Source organism: Streptomyces sp. NPDC049040 (genome assembly GCF_043197715.1).
In the GTDB taxonomy this organism is placed as follows: domain Bacteria; phylum Actinomycetota; class Actinomycetes; order Streptomycetales; family Streptomycetaceae; genus Actinacidiphila.
Genome location: NZ_JBICTO010000002.1, coordinates 815,178 through 830,680, shown reverse-complemented (window position 1 = coordinate 830,680; position 15,503 = coordinate 815,178). Strand labels below are relative to the sequence as shown.

12 protein-coding genes are annotated in these 15,503 nt (G+C 73.3%); 11 read left to right on the top strand and 1 reads right to left on the bottom strand.

Annotated elements, in window-relative coordinates; translation table 11 throughout:
• Positions 1 to 287: 287 nt before the first annotated feature.
• The 8 genes from cobT to ACGFMP_RS08525 all read left to right on the top strand — a co-directional run bounded on the left by cobT (position 288) and on the right by ACGFMP_RS08525 (position 11,181).
• Entirely contained in the window at positions 288 to 1,415 is a 1,128-nt protein-coding gene (gene cobT / locus ACGFMP_RS08560) for a nicotinate-nucleotide--dimethylbenzimidazole phosphoribosyltransferase (RefSeq protein ID WP_393671150.1), read from the top strand.
• A 77-nt stretch (positions 1,416 to 1,492) separates the two neighbouring features.
• The gene (locus ACGFMP_RS08555; RefSeq protein ID WP_393671149.1) at positions 1,493 to 3,214 is read left to right on the top strand and encodes a phosphatidylglycerol lysyltransferase domain-containing protein; all 1,722 of its coding nucleotides are present in this window, start codon (positions 1,493 to 1,495) and stop codon (positions 3,212 to 3,214) included.
• Positions 3,215 to 3,227: 13 nt separating this feature from the next.
• The gene (locus ACGFMP_RS08550; protein WP_393671148.1) at positions 3,228 to 3,890 is read left to right on the top strand and encodes a hypothetical protein; all 663 of its coding nucleotides are present in this window, start codon (positions 3,228 to 3,230) and stop codon (positions 3,888 to 3,890) included.
• Between the two features lie 118 nt (positions 3,891 to 4,008).
• Positions 4,009 to 4,809 carry an adenosylcobinamide-GDP ribazoletransferase gene (locus ACGFMP_RS08545; protein ID WP_393671147.1) on the top strand — a complete coding sequence of 267 codons (801 nt, stop codon included), beginning with the start codon at positions 4,009 to 4,011 and terminating at the stop codon, positions 4,807 to 4,809.
• Between the two features lie 630 nt (positions 4,810 to 5,439).
• Positions 5,440 to 6,948, top strand: coding sequence for a leucyl aminopeptidase (locus ACGFMP_RS08540; RefSeq protein ID WP_393671146.1), 1,509 nt, complete (start codon positions 5,440 to 5,442; stop codon positions 6,946 to 6,948).
• 234 nt (positions 6,949 to 7,182) lie between these two features.
• On the top strand, positions 7,183 to 8,571 hold the full coding sequence (gene lpdA, locus ACGFMP_RS08535; RefSeq protein ID WP_393671145.1) for a dihydrolipoyl dehydrogenase: 1,389 nt from the start codon (positions 7,183 to 7,185) through the stop codon (positions 8,569 to 8,571).
• A 50-nt stretch (positions 8,572 to 8,621) separates the two neighbouring features.
• Positions 8,622 to 10,388, top strand: a complete 1,767-nt coding sequence (gene sucB / locus ACGFMP_RS08530; RefSeq protein ID WP_393671144.1) for a 2-oxoglutarate dehydrogenase, E2 component, dihydrolipoamide succinyltransferase — start codon at positions 8,622 to 8,624, stop codon at positions 10,386 to 10,388.
• A 154-nt stretch (positions 10,389 to 10,542) separates the two neighbouring features.
• Complete coding sequence (locus ACGFMP_RS08525; protein WP_393671142.1) at positions 10,543 to 11,181, top strand: GntR family transcriptional regulator; 639 nt, start codon at positions 10,543 to 10,545, stop codon at positions 11,179 to 11,181.
• Here ACGFMP_RS08525 and ACGFMP_RS08520 read toward each other — a convergent pair.
• Positions 11,178 to 11,831 carry a MerR family transcriptional regulator gene (locus tag ACGFMP_RS08520; RefSeq protein WP_393671141.1) on the bottom strand — a complete coding sequence of 218 codons (654 nt, stop codon included), beginning with the start codon at positions 11,829 to 11,831 and terminating at the stop codon, positions 11,178 to 11,180. The genes ACGFMP_RS08525 and ACGFMP_RS08520 overlap by 4 nt on opposite strands.
• Positions 11,832 to 12,038: 207 nt before the next feature.
• Here ACGFMP_RS08520 and ACGFMP_RS08515 point away from each other — a divergent pair, with 207 nt between their 5' ends.
• From ACGFMP_RS08515 to ACGFMP_RS08505, 3 genes are all read left to right on the top strand, one after another.
• A complete protein-coding gene (locus tag ACGFMP_RS08515) occupies positions 12,039 to 12,566 on the top strand; it encodes a TetR/AcrR family transcriptional regulator (protein WP_393671140.1) in 528 nt (175 codons plus the stop codon).
• Between the two features lie 67 nt (positions 12,567 to 12,633).
• Positions 12,634 to 14,103, top strand: coding sequence for an MFS transporter (locus ACGFMP_RS08510; protein ID WP_393671139.1), 1,470 nt, complete (start codon positions 12,634 to 12,636; stop codon positions 14,101 to 14,103).
• A gap of 183 nt (positions 14,104 to 14,286) precedes the next feature.
• Positions 14,287 to 15,438 (top strand): SMP-30/gluconolactonase/LRE family protein, encoded by a 1,152-nt coding sequence (locus tag ACGFMP_RS08505; RefSeq protein WP_393671137.1) that lies wholly within the window; start codon positions 14,287 to 14,289, stop codon positions 15,436 to 15,438.
• Positions 15,439 to 15,503 lie beyond the last annotated feature (65 nt).

The following is a 15,503-nucleotide window of genomic DNA, read 5'->3' as shown; positions in this document are numbered from 1 at the left end:
TGCCGGACGTCCGGGGGTGATCGGTCCGCCCCGGACCTGCGGACGGTGGGCGGTTGCTCGCGCCGTTCCCCGCGCCCCGGAGGGTGCCGCCTGGCGTGGAGGCTAGGTCAGAGGGGGTCCCCGCTGCCGGGCGTCCGGGGGTGATCGGTCCGCCCCGGACGTGCGGGGGGTGGGCGGTTGCTCGCGCCGTTCCCCGCGCCCCCGGAGGGTGGGCACGGTCATCGGGGCGGGGGGTTGGGGGGCGGCCGTTGTGGAGGAGGGGGCTGGTGGGCGGTACTGTTCGCCGGGTGAGTGGCATCGAGCTCGACGACTTCGGCTCCCTGGTGGAGCGCCCCGACGCGCGACTGCGGCGGGACTCGGCGGAACGGTGGCGGGAGCTCGTGCGGCCCACCGACGGACTGGGCAAGGCCGCGGAGTTGGCCGACTGGCTGGCCGCCGCACAGGGGGTGGTCCCGGTGCGGCCCATCACCACCCCCCGCGTACTGCTCTTCGCCGGCGACCACGGCGTGGCCGAACTCGACGTCTCCGCAAGGAAGCCCGGCACGGCGAGTGCCCTGGCGCGGGCCGCGATCGACGGCACGGCCCCCATCAGCGTGATCGCCCGCCGCTTCGGCGTGCCGGTCGACGTCATCGACATGGCGCTGGACTGCGACCCGGCCGACCTGCCCGCCGATGTGACGGCCTATCGGGTGCGCCGCGGCTCCGGCCGTATCGACGTCGAGGACGCGACGACCCGGGAGGAGGCCGAGCAGGCCTTCCGCACCGGCATGGAGCTCGCGGACCGGCACGCGGACACCGGCACGGACCTGGTGCTGCTCGGCGACCTGAGCGTCGGCGGTACGACGACGGCCGCCGTCCTGATCGCCGCGCTGTGCGGCACGGACGCCTCCGTGGTGACCGGCCGCGGCTCCGGCATCGACGACCTGGCATGGATGCGCAAGTGCGCCGCGATCCGGGACGCGTTGCGCCGGGCACGCCCGGTCCTCGGCGACCAGCTGGCGCTGCTGGCCACCGTCGGCGGCGCCGACTTCGCCGCGATGACGGGCTTCCTGCTCCAGGCCGCCGTACGCAAGCTCCCCGTGGTGCTCGACGGGGTCGTCAGTGCCGCCTGCGCGCTGGTCGGCCAGCGCATCGCCTTCCGGGCGCCGGACTGGTGGCTGGCCGGGCACGCCAGCGGTGAGCCGGGCCAGGCCAAGGCACTCGACCGGATCTCGCTCGACCCGCTGCTCGACCACAGCATCCGGCTGGGCGGCGGCGTCGGCGCGGTGCTCGCCCTCCCGCTGATCCAGGCCGCGGCCGCCTTGGCGGCAGAACTCCCCGCGGAAGCGGAGCCGGAGCCGGTGGCCGAGGCGGAAGCGGAAGCGGAAGCGGACCCGGAGCCGGTGGAAGCGGGCGAAGCGGCGGCGGAGGCCTAGGCCCAGCCACCGCACCGACTCGCCCACCCGGGAGCGTAATGCCGTAAATCAGACATTACGCTCTATGCTTCCCATCCATGGGCAGTCCGCGGCCACCGCGCCGCCTGGCAGCGCGCAGCGCGGTCTTCACGGTCTGGTACCTGCGCGCGGTCGCCGCGCTGAACATCCTCGGCGCCGTCTGGGTGTCCTTCGGCGCCGACATCCGCCGCCACAACGCGCAGGACTACTTCACCCCCTACCTGCTGACGGCGGGCTTCACCTCGGGCGCCATCGCCCTCTTCCTCGCCGTCACCATGCGCCGCCGCAAACGGGCCGCCTGGATCCTCAACCTCGTCCTCTGCGGCCTGTTCTTCGCCGCGCTCGCGCTCAGCATGGTGTGGCCCGACATCCACGAGCACGCCCAGAACTGGGTCTCGCTCGCGCTGACCACGGCCTTCCTGGCCGGGCTCGTCGCCGGACGGCGGGAATTCCGCGCCAAGGGCGACGCCGCCAACCCCTGGCAGGCGGCGGTGGTCGCCGCCCTCGGCCTGGTCCTGGCCGCACTGGTCGGCACCGGCCTGGTCGACGCCACCAACTCGCGGCACGGCGCCTTCGGCGACAGCTTCGGCTACGCCCTGCTCCGGCTGATCTCCCTGGTCCCGAACGACAGCGCGTTCATGACCATCTCCACCCCCGGCTGGGTGGACGTGGTGATCAACGTCATGAGCACCCTCCTCTTCGTCCTCGTCCTCTTCGCCGCCTTCCGCTCCCCCCGCGGCAGGGAACTGCTCTGCGGCGAGGACGAGGACCGGCTGCGCGTGCTGCTCGACAAGTACGGCGAGCGCGACTCGCTCGGCTACTTCGCGCTGCGCCGCGACAAGAGCGTCATCTGGTCGCCGAGCGGCAAGTCCGCGGTCGCCTACCGCGTGCTCGGCGGGGTCTCGCTCGCCTCCGGCGACCCCATCGGCGACCCCGAGGCCTGGCCCGGCGCCATCGACGCGTGGCTGAACGAGGCCAGGGACCACGCCTGGGTGCCCGCCGTGATGGGCGCCGGCGAAGAGGCCGGCACCGTCTACGCGCGGCACGGCCTCGACGCCCTTGAACTCGGCGACGAGGCCATCGTGGAAACCGCCGACTTCACCCTCGAAGGCCGCGCGATGCGAACGGTCCGGCAGGCGCACAACCGGGTCAGGCGGTCCGGCTGCACCGTACGCGTCAGGCGGCACGCCGAGATCCCCGCGGACGAACTGGCCGCGCTGGTGGAGCTCGCCGACGACTGGCGCGACGGGCAGACGGAGCGCGGCTTCTCGATGGCGCTCGGGCGGCTGGGCGACCCGTCCGACGGGCAGTGCGTCATGGTCGAGTGCGCGGACGGCGAGGGGCGCCCCCGCGCGCTGCTGAGCTTCGTGCCGTGGGGGCCGCGCGGCCTCTCGCTCGACCTGATGCGGCGGGACCGCGGCTCCGACAACGGCCTGATCGAGTTCATGGTCATCGAGCTGATCCAGCGGGCCGGCGAGGTGGGCGTCGATCAGATCTCGCTGAACTTCGCGATGTTCAGGTCGGTCTTCGAACGCGGCTCGCGGCTCGGCGCCGGGCCCGTGCTGCGGCTGTGGCACTCCCTGCTGACCTTCTTCTCGCGGTGGTGGCAGATCGAGTCGCTCTACCGCGCCAACGCCAAGTTCCGGCCGATCTGGGAGCCGCGGTATGTCCTCTTCGGCAAGTCGAGCGAACTCCCCAGGATCGGTCTCGCGGGCGCCCGCGCCGAAGGCTTCCTCGGCGCTCCCCGGCTCCCCTCGCCGCTCCGGCGGCGGCCGCGGTGAGCGCGGGGCCGGTGTGAACCGGCTGTTCGCCGAATGGGCCGCCGTGCTCGGCGACGTACGGCGGCGGCTGCGGGCCCGCGGGCTCCGCGCCCTCCCGGTGACCCTCACGGCCTGCGCAGGCATCCTCGCCCTGCAACTGCTCCAGCACAGCCGCGGCACCAGCGGCTGGGTGGAGCGGCTCGGCGGCGTCTACGCCGACCTGCCCTGGTGGCAGGCGCTGCTGCGCACCCCGCTCTCGGTCTTCCTGCCCGACCCCTCGCTGCCGATGTGGGGCCTGATCCTCCAGGTCGTGGTCGTCTTCGGCATCGCGGAGACCACGGTGGGCCCGCGCCGCACCCTCGGCGTCGCCCTGCTCGCCACCCTGGCGGGCACCGGCTTCGCCCGCTACTCCCTCTGGGCGGGCCCGCACTGGCCGTTCGGCCTGCCGGCCCATGACCTCCTGGTCCGCGACACCGGCCCGTCCGCGGCGGTCGTCGCCCTCGGTGTCTACGTGGCGCTGCGCTACCGGGCGGGGTGGACGGTCGCCACGATCGTCCTGGCGATGGTGGTGGAGGTCGTCTCCCTCCCCAACCTGGCCGGTTACGAACACCTCGCGGGCGTGGCGCTGATCCTGGCCCTCTTCACCCATGAGCCGGCCCTGCTCCGGCGCCGGGGCCGGGCGGCACCGGGCGGGTAGCCGCGGTGCCGCTGCGCTGCGCTGCGCTGGCTGTGCGGTGCCGGATTCGGTTCGGGCCGGGTCCGCCCGGTGAGGGCCGCCTGGTCGGCGCCGCCCACCCGGCCGGTAGCCTCGCGCGGTGAGTGACGACAACCTTCCCGCCGCCGTCTCGGCCGGTGACGCCCTGCGGTTCGCCTTCGGCACGCTCACCGTGCTGCCCGCGCGCCTCACCCGGTGGGACCGGGCCGCGGCACGTGGCGGGATGCTCGCCGCACCCCTCGTCGGGGTCGTCGTCGGGCTGGCCGCCGCCACCTGCGGGGGGCTGCTGGTGGCCCTCGGCGCGGGGCCGCTGCTCGCTGCGGTCGGCGCCGTGGCGGTGCCCGCGGTGTTCACCCGGGGGCTGCACCTCGACGGGCTCGCCGACACCGCCGACGGGCTCGGCTCCGGCAAGGGGGCGGAGGACGCCCTGCGGATCATGAAGCAGTCGGACATCGGGCCGTTCGGGGTCGTCGTCCTGGTCTTCGTCCTGCTCGCGCAGGTCGCGTCGGTCGCCGCGTGCTACGGGCACGGGTGGGTGTACGGCGGGGCCGCGGCCCTGCTCGCGGCGGTCACCGCTCGTACCGCCCTGGTCATCGCCTGCCGGCGCGGTGTGCCGGCGGCGCGGCCGGGCGGGCTGGGTGCGGCCGTGGCCGGGGCGGTGCCGGTGTGGGCGGCCGTCGGCGCCACCGTGCTGTGTACCGCGCTCGCCGCGGTCGGCGGCCTCGGCTTCGGCGGGCTCACCGCGGTGCGGTGCGGCGCGGCCGTGCTCTTCGGCGTGGCCTCGGGTGAGGCGCTGCTGCGGCGCTGCCGGGGGCGCCTGGGCGGCGTGACGGGGGACGTCTTCGGCGCCGTCAACGAGGTGGCGGGCACGGCTGCGCTCCTGGTCCTGGCGCTGCGCTGAGGGGGTGCGGGTGGGGTCGGCTGCCTCCTGGGCCCGGCGCCGCGCTGAGCGGGGGCGGGTGGGGTCGGGGCCACTTCGGGGGTATCTCCTCGGCCTGCGCGCCTCGGCCCTTCCCGAACGTCCCAGCGGGAGTCGCGCGCAGGCCTGCGGGGACACCCCCGAATCGTCCCCTCGGCCCGGACGCCGACCAGCCACCCGCCGGGCAGGCAATGCCCCCCACGGCGCCACAACCGCCAGCGGCAACACCCCGGCCCCGGACGCCGACCAGCCACCCGCCGGGCAAGGGGCCGCAATGCACCCGCCGGGGCACCACAACCGCCAGCGGCAACACCCCGGCCCCGGACGCCGACCAGCCACCCCCGCTGGGCAAGGGGCCGCAATGCACCAACCCCCGGGCGCGCCCGCACACCAGGGCACCGCAACCGCCAGCCGCACCCGTGGGGAAACACCCGGCAGGGACGGGCACGCGCGCGGTGGCCCCGTCGCGCAGGGGTGCGGCGTAGGCTCGGCGCAGCCGACGGGCACCGCGGACTGCCCCGATGATGTGGCGGAATACGATGCGGGGATCGGCCCGGCCGGGCCATCCACCGGCCTTGACAAGGACCTCGACCGAATAGGACCTGACCCACCGTGACAGCTCTGACACTCAGTACCTCCGCCGCCGCAGCGCTGCGCGCGGACGCCGTCGTCGTGGGGGTGAGCAAGACCGCCAAGGGCGGCCCCCGCCTCGCCCCGGGGGCGGAGACGGTCGACGCCGCGTACGGCGGCAAGCTCGCCTCGACGTTGGAGACGCTCGGCGCGACCGGCGCCGAGGGTGAGCTGACCAAGCTCCCGGCGCCGGACGGCGTGAAGGCCGCGGTCGTGGTGGCGGTGGGCTTGGGGGACGCGCCCGCGGGGGGTGCGGGCTTCGACCCCGAGGCGCTGCGCAAGGCGGCCGGCACCGCGGCGCGGGCGCTGGCCGGAGCGAAGAAGGCCGCGTTCGCGCTGCCCGCGGCCGACCCGGCGGACGTCGAGGCGGTCGCGGTCGGCGCGCTGCTGGGCGCGTACGCGTTCACGGCGTACCAGGCCGACTCGGGCAAGGGCCCGCTCGGCGAGGTCGCCGTGGTGGGCGCCAAGCCGCGTGACAAGGCGTTCAAGGCCGCGGCCGAGCGGGCGACCGCGGTGGCCGAGGAGGTCAACCGGGCGCGTGACCTGGTGAACACCCCGCCGAACGACCTGGACCCGAAGGCGTTCGCCGCCGCCGTGCAGGTCGCGGGCAAGGAGTTCGGCCTCAAGGTCGAGGTCCTCGACGAGAAGGCGCTGCTCAAGGGCGGCTACGGCGGCATCATGGGCGTCGGGCAGGGCTCGGCGACGCCGCCGCGGCTGGTCCGGGTGGCGTATTCGCACCCCGAGGCGACCAGGACGCTGGCCTTCGTCGGCAAGGGCATCACCTACGACTCGGGCGGCATCTCGCTCAAGCCGCCGGGCCACAACGAGACGATGAAGTGCGACATGAGCGGCGCCGCCGCGGTCTTCTCCGCGGTCGTGGCGGCGGCCCGGCTGGGCCTCGAGGTCAACGTGACCGGCTGGCTCGCGCTGGCCGAGAACATGCCCGGCGGTGGCGCGACCCGCCCCGGCGACGTGCTGAAGATGTACAGCGGCAAGACGGTCGAGGTGCTGAACACCGACGCCGAGGGCCGCCTGGTGCTGGCCGACGCGCTGGCCAGGGCGTCGGAGGAGGCCCCGGACGCGATCGTGGACGTGGCCACGCTGACCGGCGCGATGGTGCTGGCGCTGGGTGACGGCCGGTTCGGCATCATGGCGAACGACGACGGCTTCCGCACGGCGGTGCACACCACGGCGCTGGCCGAGGGCGAGGACTCGTGGCCGATGCCGCTGCCGCAGCAGCTGCGGAAGACCTTCGACTCCCCCACCGCGGACATCGCGAACATGGGCGTACGCCCGGGTGGCGGCCTGGTCGCGGGACTGTTCCTGCGGGAGTTCGTCGGCGAGGGCATCACCTGGGCGCACCTGGACATCGCCGGCCCGGCGTTCAACGAGGGCGGCCCGTTCGGCTACACCCCCAAGGGCGGCACCGGCACCGCGGTGCGCACCCTGGTGGCGCTGGCCCGGCAGACCGCCGACGGCGATCTTCTCTGAGCGCTCCGATCCGGTGACGACCGGGTGAGATGTGTCACGTGCGGCCCCCGGCGACATGCCGGGGGCCGCACGCGGTGTTGGCAGCGGTAGGGCCGGTGGCCCGCGAGCCCCCGAGAAGTGCGAAGATGTTGTCTCGGCACGACAGGGCCCCCTTTAAGACAAAGCGGCCGAACCAAAGCCGCCGCCCGGTCATGGTGGACCGGCTCCGGCGAACCCATGCATGGAGGACGTGACGTGGCGAACGACGCCAGCACTGTTTTCGACCTAGTGATCCTCGGCGGCGGCAGTGGCGGCTACGCAGCCGCACTGCGTGCTGCGCAGCTGGGACTGGACGTCGCCCTGATCGAGAAGAACAAGCTCGGGGGCACCTGTCTGCACAACGGCTGCATTCCCACCAAGGCGCTGCTGCACGCCGGTGAGATCGCGGACCAGGCTCGCGAGAGCGAGCAGTTCGGCGTGAAGGCCACCTTCGAGGGCATCGACATCGCCGCCGTCCACAAGTACAAGGACGACGTGATCTCGGGCCTCTACAAGGGCCTGCAGGGCCTGGTGGCCTCACGCAAGGTGACGTACATCGAGGGTGAGGGGCGGCTGTCGTCCCCGACCTCGGTCGATGTGAACGGACAGCGGATCCAGGGCCGCCACGTGGTGCTCGCGACCGGTTCCGTACCGCGTTCGCTCCCGGGGCTGACCATCGACGGCAACCGGATCATCTCCTCGGACCACGCGCTGACCCTCGACCGGGTCCCGAAGACCGCGATCGTGCTGGGCGGCGGCGTGATCGGCGTCGAGTTCGCCTCGGCGTGGAAGTCCTTCGGCACCGACGTGACCATCGTCGAGGGCCTGCCGCACCTGGTGCCGGTCGAGGACGAGAACAGCTCGAAGCTGCTGGAGCGGGCCTTCCGCAAGCGCGGCATCAAGTTCAACCTGGGCACCTTCTTCCAGAGCGCCGAGTACACCGCCGACGGTGTGAAGGTGACGCTGGCGGACGGCAAGACCTTCGAGGCGGAGGTGCTGCTGGTCGCGATCGGCCGCGGCCCGGTCTCGCAGAACCTGGGGTACGAGGAGCAGGGCGTCGCGATGGACCGCGGCTACGTCCTGGTGGACGAGTACATGCGGACGAACGTGCCGACCATCTCGGCCGTCGGCGACCTGGTGCCCACCCTCCAGCTGGCCCACGTCGGCTTCGCCGAGGGCATCCTGGTGGCGGAGCGCCTGGCCGGCCTCAAGGCCGTGCCGATCGACTACGACGGTGTGCCCCGGGTGACGTACTGCCACCCCGAGGTCGCCTCCGTGGGGATCACCGAGGCCAAGGCCAAGGAGGTCTACGGCGCGGACAAGGTCGTGACGCTCAAGTACAACCTGGCGGGCAACGGCAAGAGCAAGATCCTCAAGACCGCGGGCGAGATCAAGCTCGTCCAGGTCCGCGACGGTGCCGTCGTGGGCGTCCACCTGGTCGGTGACCGGATGGGCGAGCAGGTCGGCGAAGCGCAGCTGATCTACAACTGGGAGGCGCTGCCCGCCGAGGTCGCGCAGCTCATCCACGCGCACCCGACGCAGAACGAGGCGATGGGCGAGGCCCACCTCGCTCTCGCGGGCAAGCCGCTGCACTCGCACGACTGACCCTCAATCACGCCACCCATTCGCACAGATCGTGAGGAGTAACCGCAACCATGGCGGTTTCCGTAACCCTGCCGGCGCTCGGCGAGAGCGTGACCGAGGGCACCGTCACCCGCTGGCTCAAGGCCGAAGGTGAGCGCGTCGAGGCCGACGAGCCGCTGCTCGAGGTCTCGACCGACAAGGTCGACACCGAGATCCCCTCGCCCGCGTCCGGTGTACTGGCTGCCATCAAGGTCGCCGAGGACGAGACGGTCGAGGTAGGTGCCGAGCTTGCCGTCATCGACGACGGCAGCGGCGCCCCCGCCGCGGCTCCCGCCGCTCCCGCGGCCGAGCCCGAGCCCGAGCCCGCCGCGGCTCCGGCCCAGGCCGCTCCGTCGACCGAGGCCGCGGCCCCCGCCCCGGCCCCGACCGCGGAGGCCGCTGCCGGGACGTCCGGCGCGTCCGGCACCGACGTGGTGCTGCCCGCGCTCGGCGAGTCCGTCACCGAGGGCACCGTCACCCGCTGGCTCAAGGCGGTCGGCGAGAGCGTCGAGGCCGACGAGCCGCTGCTCGAGGTCTCGACCGACAAGGTCGACACCGAGATCCCCTCCCCGGTGGCGGGCACGCTGCTGGAGATCCTGGTCGAGGAGGACGGCACGGCCGAGGTCGGCGCCCGGCTCGCGGTGATCGGTGCGGCCGGTGCCGCCCCCGCCGCCGCTCCGGCTCCCGCCGCGCCCGCGCCGGCCCCGGCGGCTCCCGCTCCGGCACCTGCCGCGCCCGCACCGGCCGCCCCCGCACCGGCCGCCGAAGCTCCGGCACCGGCGCCCGCCGCCCCCGCCCCGGCTCCGGCGGCTCCCGCACCGGCGCCCGCCGCCCCGGCCGCGCCCGCGCAGGCCGCTCCGGCCGCCGCTCCGGCGGACGAGGGCGCGTACGTCACCCCGCTGGTCCGCAAGCTCGCCGCCGAGAACGGCGTGAACCTCGGCTCCGTGCAGGGCACCGGTGTCGGCGGGCGGATCCGCAAGCAGGACGTCATCGCCGCAGCGGAGGCCGCCAAGGCCGCCGCCGCGCCCAAGGCGGCACCGGCCGCCGCAGCGGCCCCGAAGGCCGTCGCGGTGTCCCCGCTGCGCGGCCAGACCGTCAAGATGACCCGGATGCGCAAGGTCATCGGCGACAACATGATGAAGGCCCTGCACTCGCAGGCGCAGCTCACCAGCGTCGTCGAGGTGGACGTCACCCGCGTCATGCGGCTGCGCGCCCAGGCCAAGGAGGCCTTCGCGGCCCGCGAGGGCGTCAAGCTCTCGCCGATGCCGTTCTACGTCAAGGCCGCGGCACAGGCCCTCAAGGCGCACCCGGTGGTCAACGCCCGGATCAACGAGGACGAGGGCACGATCACCTACTTCGACTCCGAGAACATCGGGATCGCGGTGGACTCCGAGAAGGGTCTGATGACCCCGGTCATCAAGGGCGCGGGCGACCTCAACATCGCCGGTATCGCCAAGAAGACCGCGGAGCTCGCGGGCAACGTCCGGGCCAGCAAGATCACTCCTGACGACCTGGCCGGTGCGACCTTCACCATCAGCAACACCGGGTCGCGCGGTGCGCTCTTCGACACCGTGATCGTCCCGCCGAACCAGGCCGCCATCCTGGGCATCGGCGCGACCGTCAAGCGCCCCGTGGTCGTGGAGACCCCCGAGGGCACGGTCATCGGCATCCGCGACATGACCTTCCTGTCGCTCTCCTACGACCACCGGCTGGTGGACGGCGCCGACGCGGCCCGTTACCTGACGGCGGTCAAGGAGATCCTGGAGGCCGGCGAGTTCGAGGTCGAGCTCGGCCTCTGACCGCCTCGCGGCACCGCCCTACGGCACACGGCGCCCCCGCCCCGGCACACCCGGGACGGGGGCGCCGCCGCATGTCGGCGCCGGTCGGGTGGGAGGCACAGTTGCCTCCTCGTCGTATCGTCTATGTCACGCAACCTGTGAAGGAGCGCGCCCCATGGCCCCTGCCGCCGTCCCGCACCTGGTCGTGCACAGCCTCCGCGAGCAGATCCGCGAGCACATCCTCGAAGGGATCGTCAGCGGACGCTGGAAGCCGGGTGAGCGGATCGTGGAGCGCAGGATCGCGGTGGAGCTCCAGGTCAGCCAGACCCCCGTGCGGGAGGCGCTGCGGGAGCTGGAGACGCTGCGGCTGATCGAGTCCGCGCCGAACAAGGGCGTGCGGGTGCGGGGGCTCACCGCCGCCGACCTCAAGGAGAGCTATCCGGTACGCGCCGGTCTCGAGCAGGTCGCGGCCGAGCTTGCGGCCCCGCGGCTGGCCGCCGACCCGTCGGCCCTTGAACGCGAGGTCGCCGCACTGCGGCAGGCCGACGCCGCGCTCGACAGCGAGGCGCAGGTGCGGCACACGGTGGCCTTCCACCACGAACTGGTGCGCGCGGCGGACAACGCGGTGCTGCTGCACGCGTGGGAGTCGCTCGGCATCGAGGTCTGGACGACGCTGTCCATCCGCTGGCTCAGCCCCGCGCCGCGCGCCTACGCGGCGGAGCACCAGGAGCTGGTGGACGCCTTCACCCGGCGCGACCCGGCGATCTGCGCGCTGATCAAGTCGCACGTCCTGAGCTGCGCCCCGCAGGTCTAGGGTCTGTCGGCACCGCCCGGCTGCGCCGGGTCGGGGCCGTGTGCGGCCGAGTGGTGTTCCTGTGCCATGCGGCGCAGCACGAGCAGCGCGGGTTCCAGCAGCACGGCGAGCAGGACGGCGTGCTCCGCAGGGTCGCCGCCTGCGGGGGCGGCGAGCAGGTCCAGGTCGACCCGCGCGGTGCGTTCGGCGAGGCGGGCGTAGGGCAGCAGGGCGCGGGTGCCGAAGCGGATGCCGAGCTGGTCGAGGGCGTCGAGCGCGCGGGCGAGTGCGTCGACGGCGGCTGAGCGGGGCGGGATGTGCCAGCCCATGGCCGCGACGAGGCCGTGCACTTCGGCGAGGCCGGCGTCCGACGCGGCGGGGTCGCGGGCCCGAGCGGTGTCCATGGCGGCGAGCACCCGGCTCAGGGTCCGGTGCACGCTCTCCCCGCGGCCGTCGCCGAGGACCGCCAGCACGTCGGCTGCCGTGCTCACGGGCAGGCCGCGCACCGCGACCAGTGCGCGTACCAGGCGCAGCCGGCGCAGGTGGTCCTCGCCGTAGTCGGCCTGGTTGGCCGCGACCGGCCGGCCGGCCGGGAGCAGGCCCTCGCGTATGTAGTACTTGATCGTCGCGATGGGCACTCCGCTGCTGCTGGCGAGTTCGGAGATACGCAAATGCTCCCCCTGCTTTTGACGGGTCTGGCGTATCGAGAGCGGCACTGTCTACTATTGATAGTAGAACAATCGAAAGCAGGGTGCACCGCATGTGCGCCGCCGCCGATTCCGCGCGAGGACGTCACCCGTCGAGGAGGACTCAACCGTGCTCATCCCGATCCGGACCGTCGATTCACCGCCCGCGACGCGACCGCTTTGCGCACGCGCATGAGGAAGACAGCGGACGAGCGCCGCGCGGAGGTCGTCCGCGCGGCGGTGCGGGAGTTCTCCCGGCGCGGCCTGCACGGCACGTCGACCGACACGATCGCGCGGGCGGTCGGGGTGTCGCAGCCGTACCTCTTCCGGCTCTACAACTCCAAGCTGGACATCTTCCTGGCGGCCGGCGAGCACTGCTTCCGCCGCACGTCACTGGCGTTCGAGGCCGCCGCGCACGGCACCAGCGGCGAGTCCGCGCTGGAGACCATGTCGGAGGCGTACCTGGAGCTCGCGGTGGACCGCGAGCTGCTGATGATGCAGATGCAGCTGTACGTGTCGGCCAGCTGCGACGAGCAGGTGCGGGAGGCCGTCAGCCGGTGGTGGGACGACCTGTGGGCGCTGGTCGCCCGGCTGACCGGGCTGCCGGACGAGGCGATCACCGGGTTCATGTCCAGCGGGATGCTCATCAACGTGCGGGTGGCGCTGGGCGCGCCCGGCTACATTGACAGTGGAACTATCGATAGTCTACGTTTCAGTTAGGGAGCGGCACACAGCTCGCCTTCCCGGTCCGGAACCACCTCACGATCACCTCCCCGTGGAGACGGAAATGACCCGAAAGAGTCCAGGTGTGCTGTGGGCACTCCTGGCCACGTCCCTCCCAATGTTCATGGTGTCGCTGGACAACCTGGTGGTCACCAACGCGCTGGCCGATATCGCCAAGGACCTCCACACCAAGCAGTCGCAGCTCGAATGGGTGGTCAACGGCTACATGCTGTCGTTCGCCGGGCTGCTGCTGGCCGGTGCGGCGCTCGGCGACCGGTTCGGGCGGCTGCGGGTGTTCTGCTGGGGCATCGTCCTGTTCACCGCCTCCTCGGCCGCGTGCGCACTGTCGGACTCGGTGGGGCTGCTGGTCACCGCCCGGGTCTTCCAGGGCGCGGGCGCCGCGATGATCCTGCCCGTGTCGCTGACCCTCGCCGTCAACGCCGTCAGCGCGAAGCAGCGGAACATGGCGGTCGGCGTGTGGGGCGGCGTCAACGGCCTCGGCATCGCCGTCGGGCCGCTGGCCGGCGGCCTGGTCACCCAGGGCCTGGACTGGCACTGGATCTTCTGGATCAACGTGCCGGTCGGCATCGCCGCGGTGCCGCTCGCCCTGTGGTCGATCCGGGAGAGCAAGGGCCCCGAGCGGGTGCTCGACGTGCGCGGCATGGCGCTGGTGGTCGTCGCGGTGGTCGGCGCGGTGTGGGGCATCGTCCGCGCCGCCGACCACGGCTGGGGCTCCGTCGGCACACTGGCGGCCCTGTCGGCGTCCGCCGTGATCATGGCCCTCTTCGCCGTCTACCAGCGACGGGCCGACCCACCGCTGATCCCGCTGCGGATGTACCGGGTGCGGGCCTTCATGCTGAGCAACTTCGTGTCGTTCAGCATGTACTTCGGCGTCTTCGGCTCGATCTTCTTCCTGGCCCAGTTCATGCAGGGCCCGATGGGCTACTCGCCGTTCGAGGCGGGCCTGCGGACGCTGCCCTGGACGGCGGCCCCGATGGTCGTGGTGCCGCTGACCAGCCTGGTGGTCGAGCGGATCGGCGGCGGGCTGCTCCAGGCCGTCGGCTCGGCCCTCCAGGCAGGTGCGCTGGCCTGGCTGGCGCTGATCGTCGCCCCCGACGTGTCGTACGGCGCGATGATCCCGGCGATGGTGATGGCCGGCGTCGGCATGGGGCTGATCTTCGCCGCCAACCCCGCGACGGTGATCGGCTCGGTCCGGGACAGCGAGCACAACAAGGCGTCCGGGGTGAACAACACCATCAGGGAGTTCGGCGGCGCGGTCGGCATCGCCGTCCTGACCACCGTCTTCACCCACCAGTACACCGGCCACACCGTACGCACCCAGGGCCAGGCCGCCTCGGCGTTCGTGGACGGGCTGCAGCCGGCCATGTGGCTCGGCGTCGTGGTCGTCTCGCTCGGCGTCCTGGCCGCGCTGCTCATCCCCCGGCACATCAGCGCCGCGCCCGAGGCGGACGGCGCGGCCGCCACCGGCGCCGCCCGTACCCGGGGCGAGGCAGAGCTGAGCCCCACCGAGTGACACCGGCGCGGGCCGCAGCGGTCCCGGCGTCCCGCACCACCCCAGGACAGGTCTGCCGTCGCCTCCCCCGTGGCGTCGGCAGGCCGCCCTGTCCTCCGGCACCTGCCGTTTCTGCTCCGACATCTGCGCAACGCCCCGGCCGCACCGCCGGGGCGCCCGGTATCGAGGATCGAGGACTGTGGAATGACCGCCAGGCACCTCAAGCCCACGCAGCACGCCACGGACGCACCGCACGACGAGCGCCTCCGCCGCCCGGTTTCCACCCCGGGCGCCGGACGCACTCCCCGCACCGGCGCCCGGACCGCCAGGACCCGGCGCGCCTGGGCGGTCGCGGCCGCCGCCGGGGCCGCCGCGCTGCTGGCCGCGGCGCTCGGCGCGCCCGCGACCGCGCAGCCCGCGCCGGCCCGCCGCCACCACCCGGCACCGCCGCCGCAGAGCATCGACGCACGGGCCCATGAGCTGTACCCGGAGAGCATCACCTGGGATCCGACCAGGAAGGCCTTCCTGGTCGGCTCGGCCCGCCAGGGCAACGTCTCGGTGGTCGGCCTGGACGGCACGGTCAAGGAGCTGACCCCGAGCCTCGGCCTGGTGTCGACCCTCGGCATCAAGGTCGATGTGCCGCGCAACCGGATCGTCGTCGTCTACACCGACTACTGGGTGCGGCGGCTGATGCAGGTCGACCAGCCGCCGACGTCAGGGGTGGCGGTCATCAACCTGCGCACCGGCAGGCTGGAGAAGCGGATCGACACCGCGCAGGGCCGGCCGGACAACTTCGCCAACGACCTGGCCGTCGACGAGCGGACCGGCACCGTCTACGTCACCGACTCGGTCTCCGACAGCCTCCAGCAGATCGACCTCAAGGGCCGGGTCCGCGTCCTGCTGACCGACGACCGGTTCTCCGACGACTCGATCGGCCTCAACGGCATCGAGTGGAGCCCCGGCGGCTACCTGCTGGCCAGCAGGCACGACACCGGCGCCGTCTTCAAGATCCCGCTGACCCGGCACCCGGTGGCGAAGCTGGTGGACGTGCCGGTGTCGATGCGGGGCGTGGACGGCCTGGTGCTGGAGCCCGACGGAAGGCTGCTGGCCGTCCAGAACACGCTGGGGGCCCTGCACGGCATCCCCGGCGGCATCGACGCGGTGACGGAGCTGGCCACCTCCGACGGCTGGCGCACCAGCCGGGTGGTGCGGCAGACCGACCCCTGGCCGGTGGCGGGCCCGACGACGGTCGCGATCGGCGGCCCGGCGCCCTACGTACTGAGCGGGCGGCTGGCGACCCTCATGACGCAGTCCGGCGTCACCGACGACTTCTGGCTCGAGCGCCTGGAGTTCTGAGTCCACTCCCCGGTGGGAAGCCGCCGCCCCGGCCGCGTGCACGGCCGGGGCGGCGGCCTCGTCCG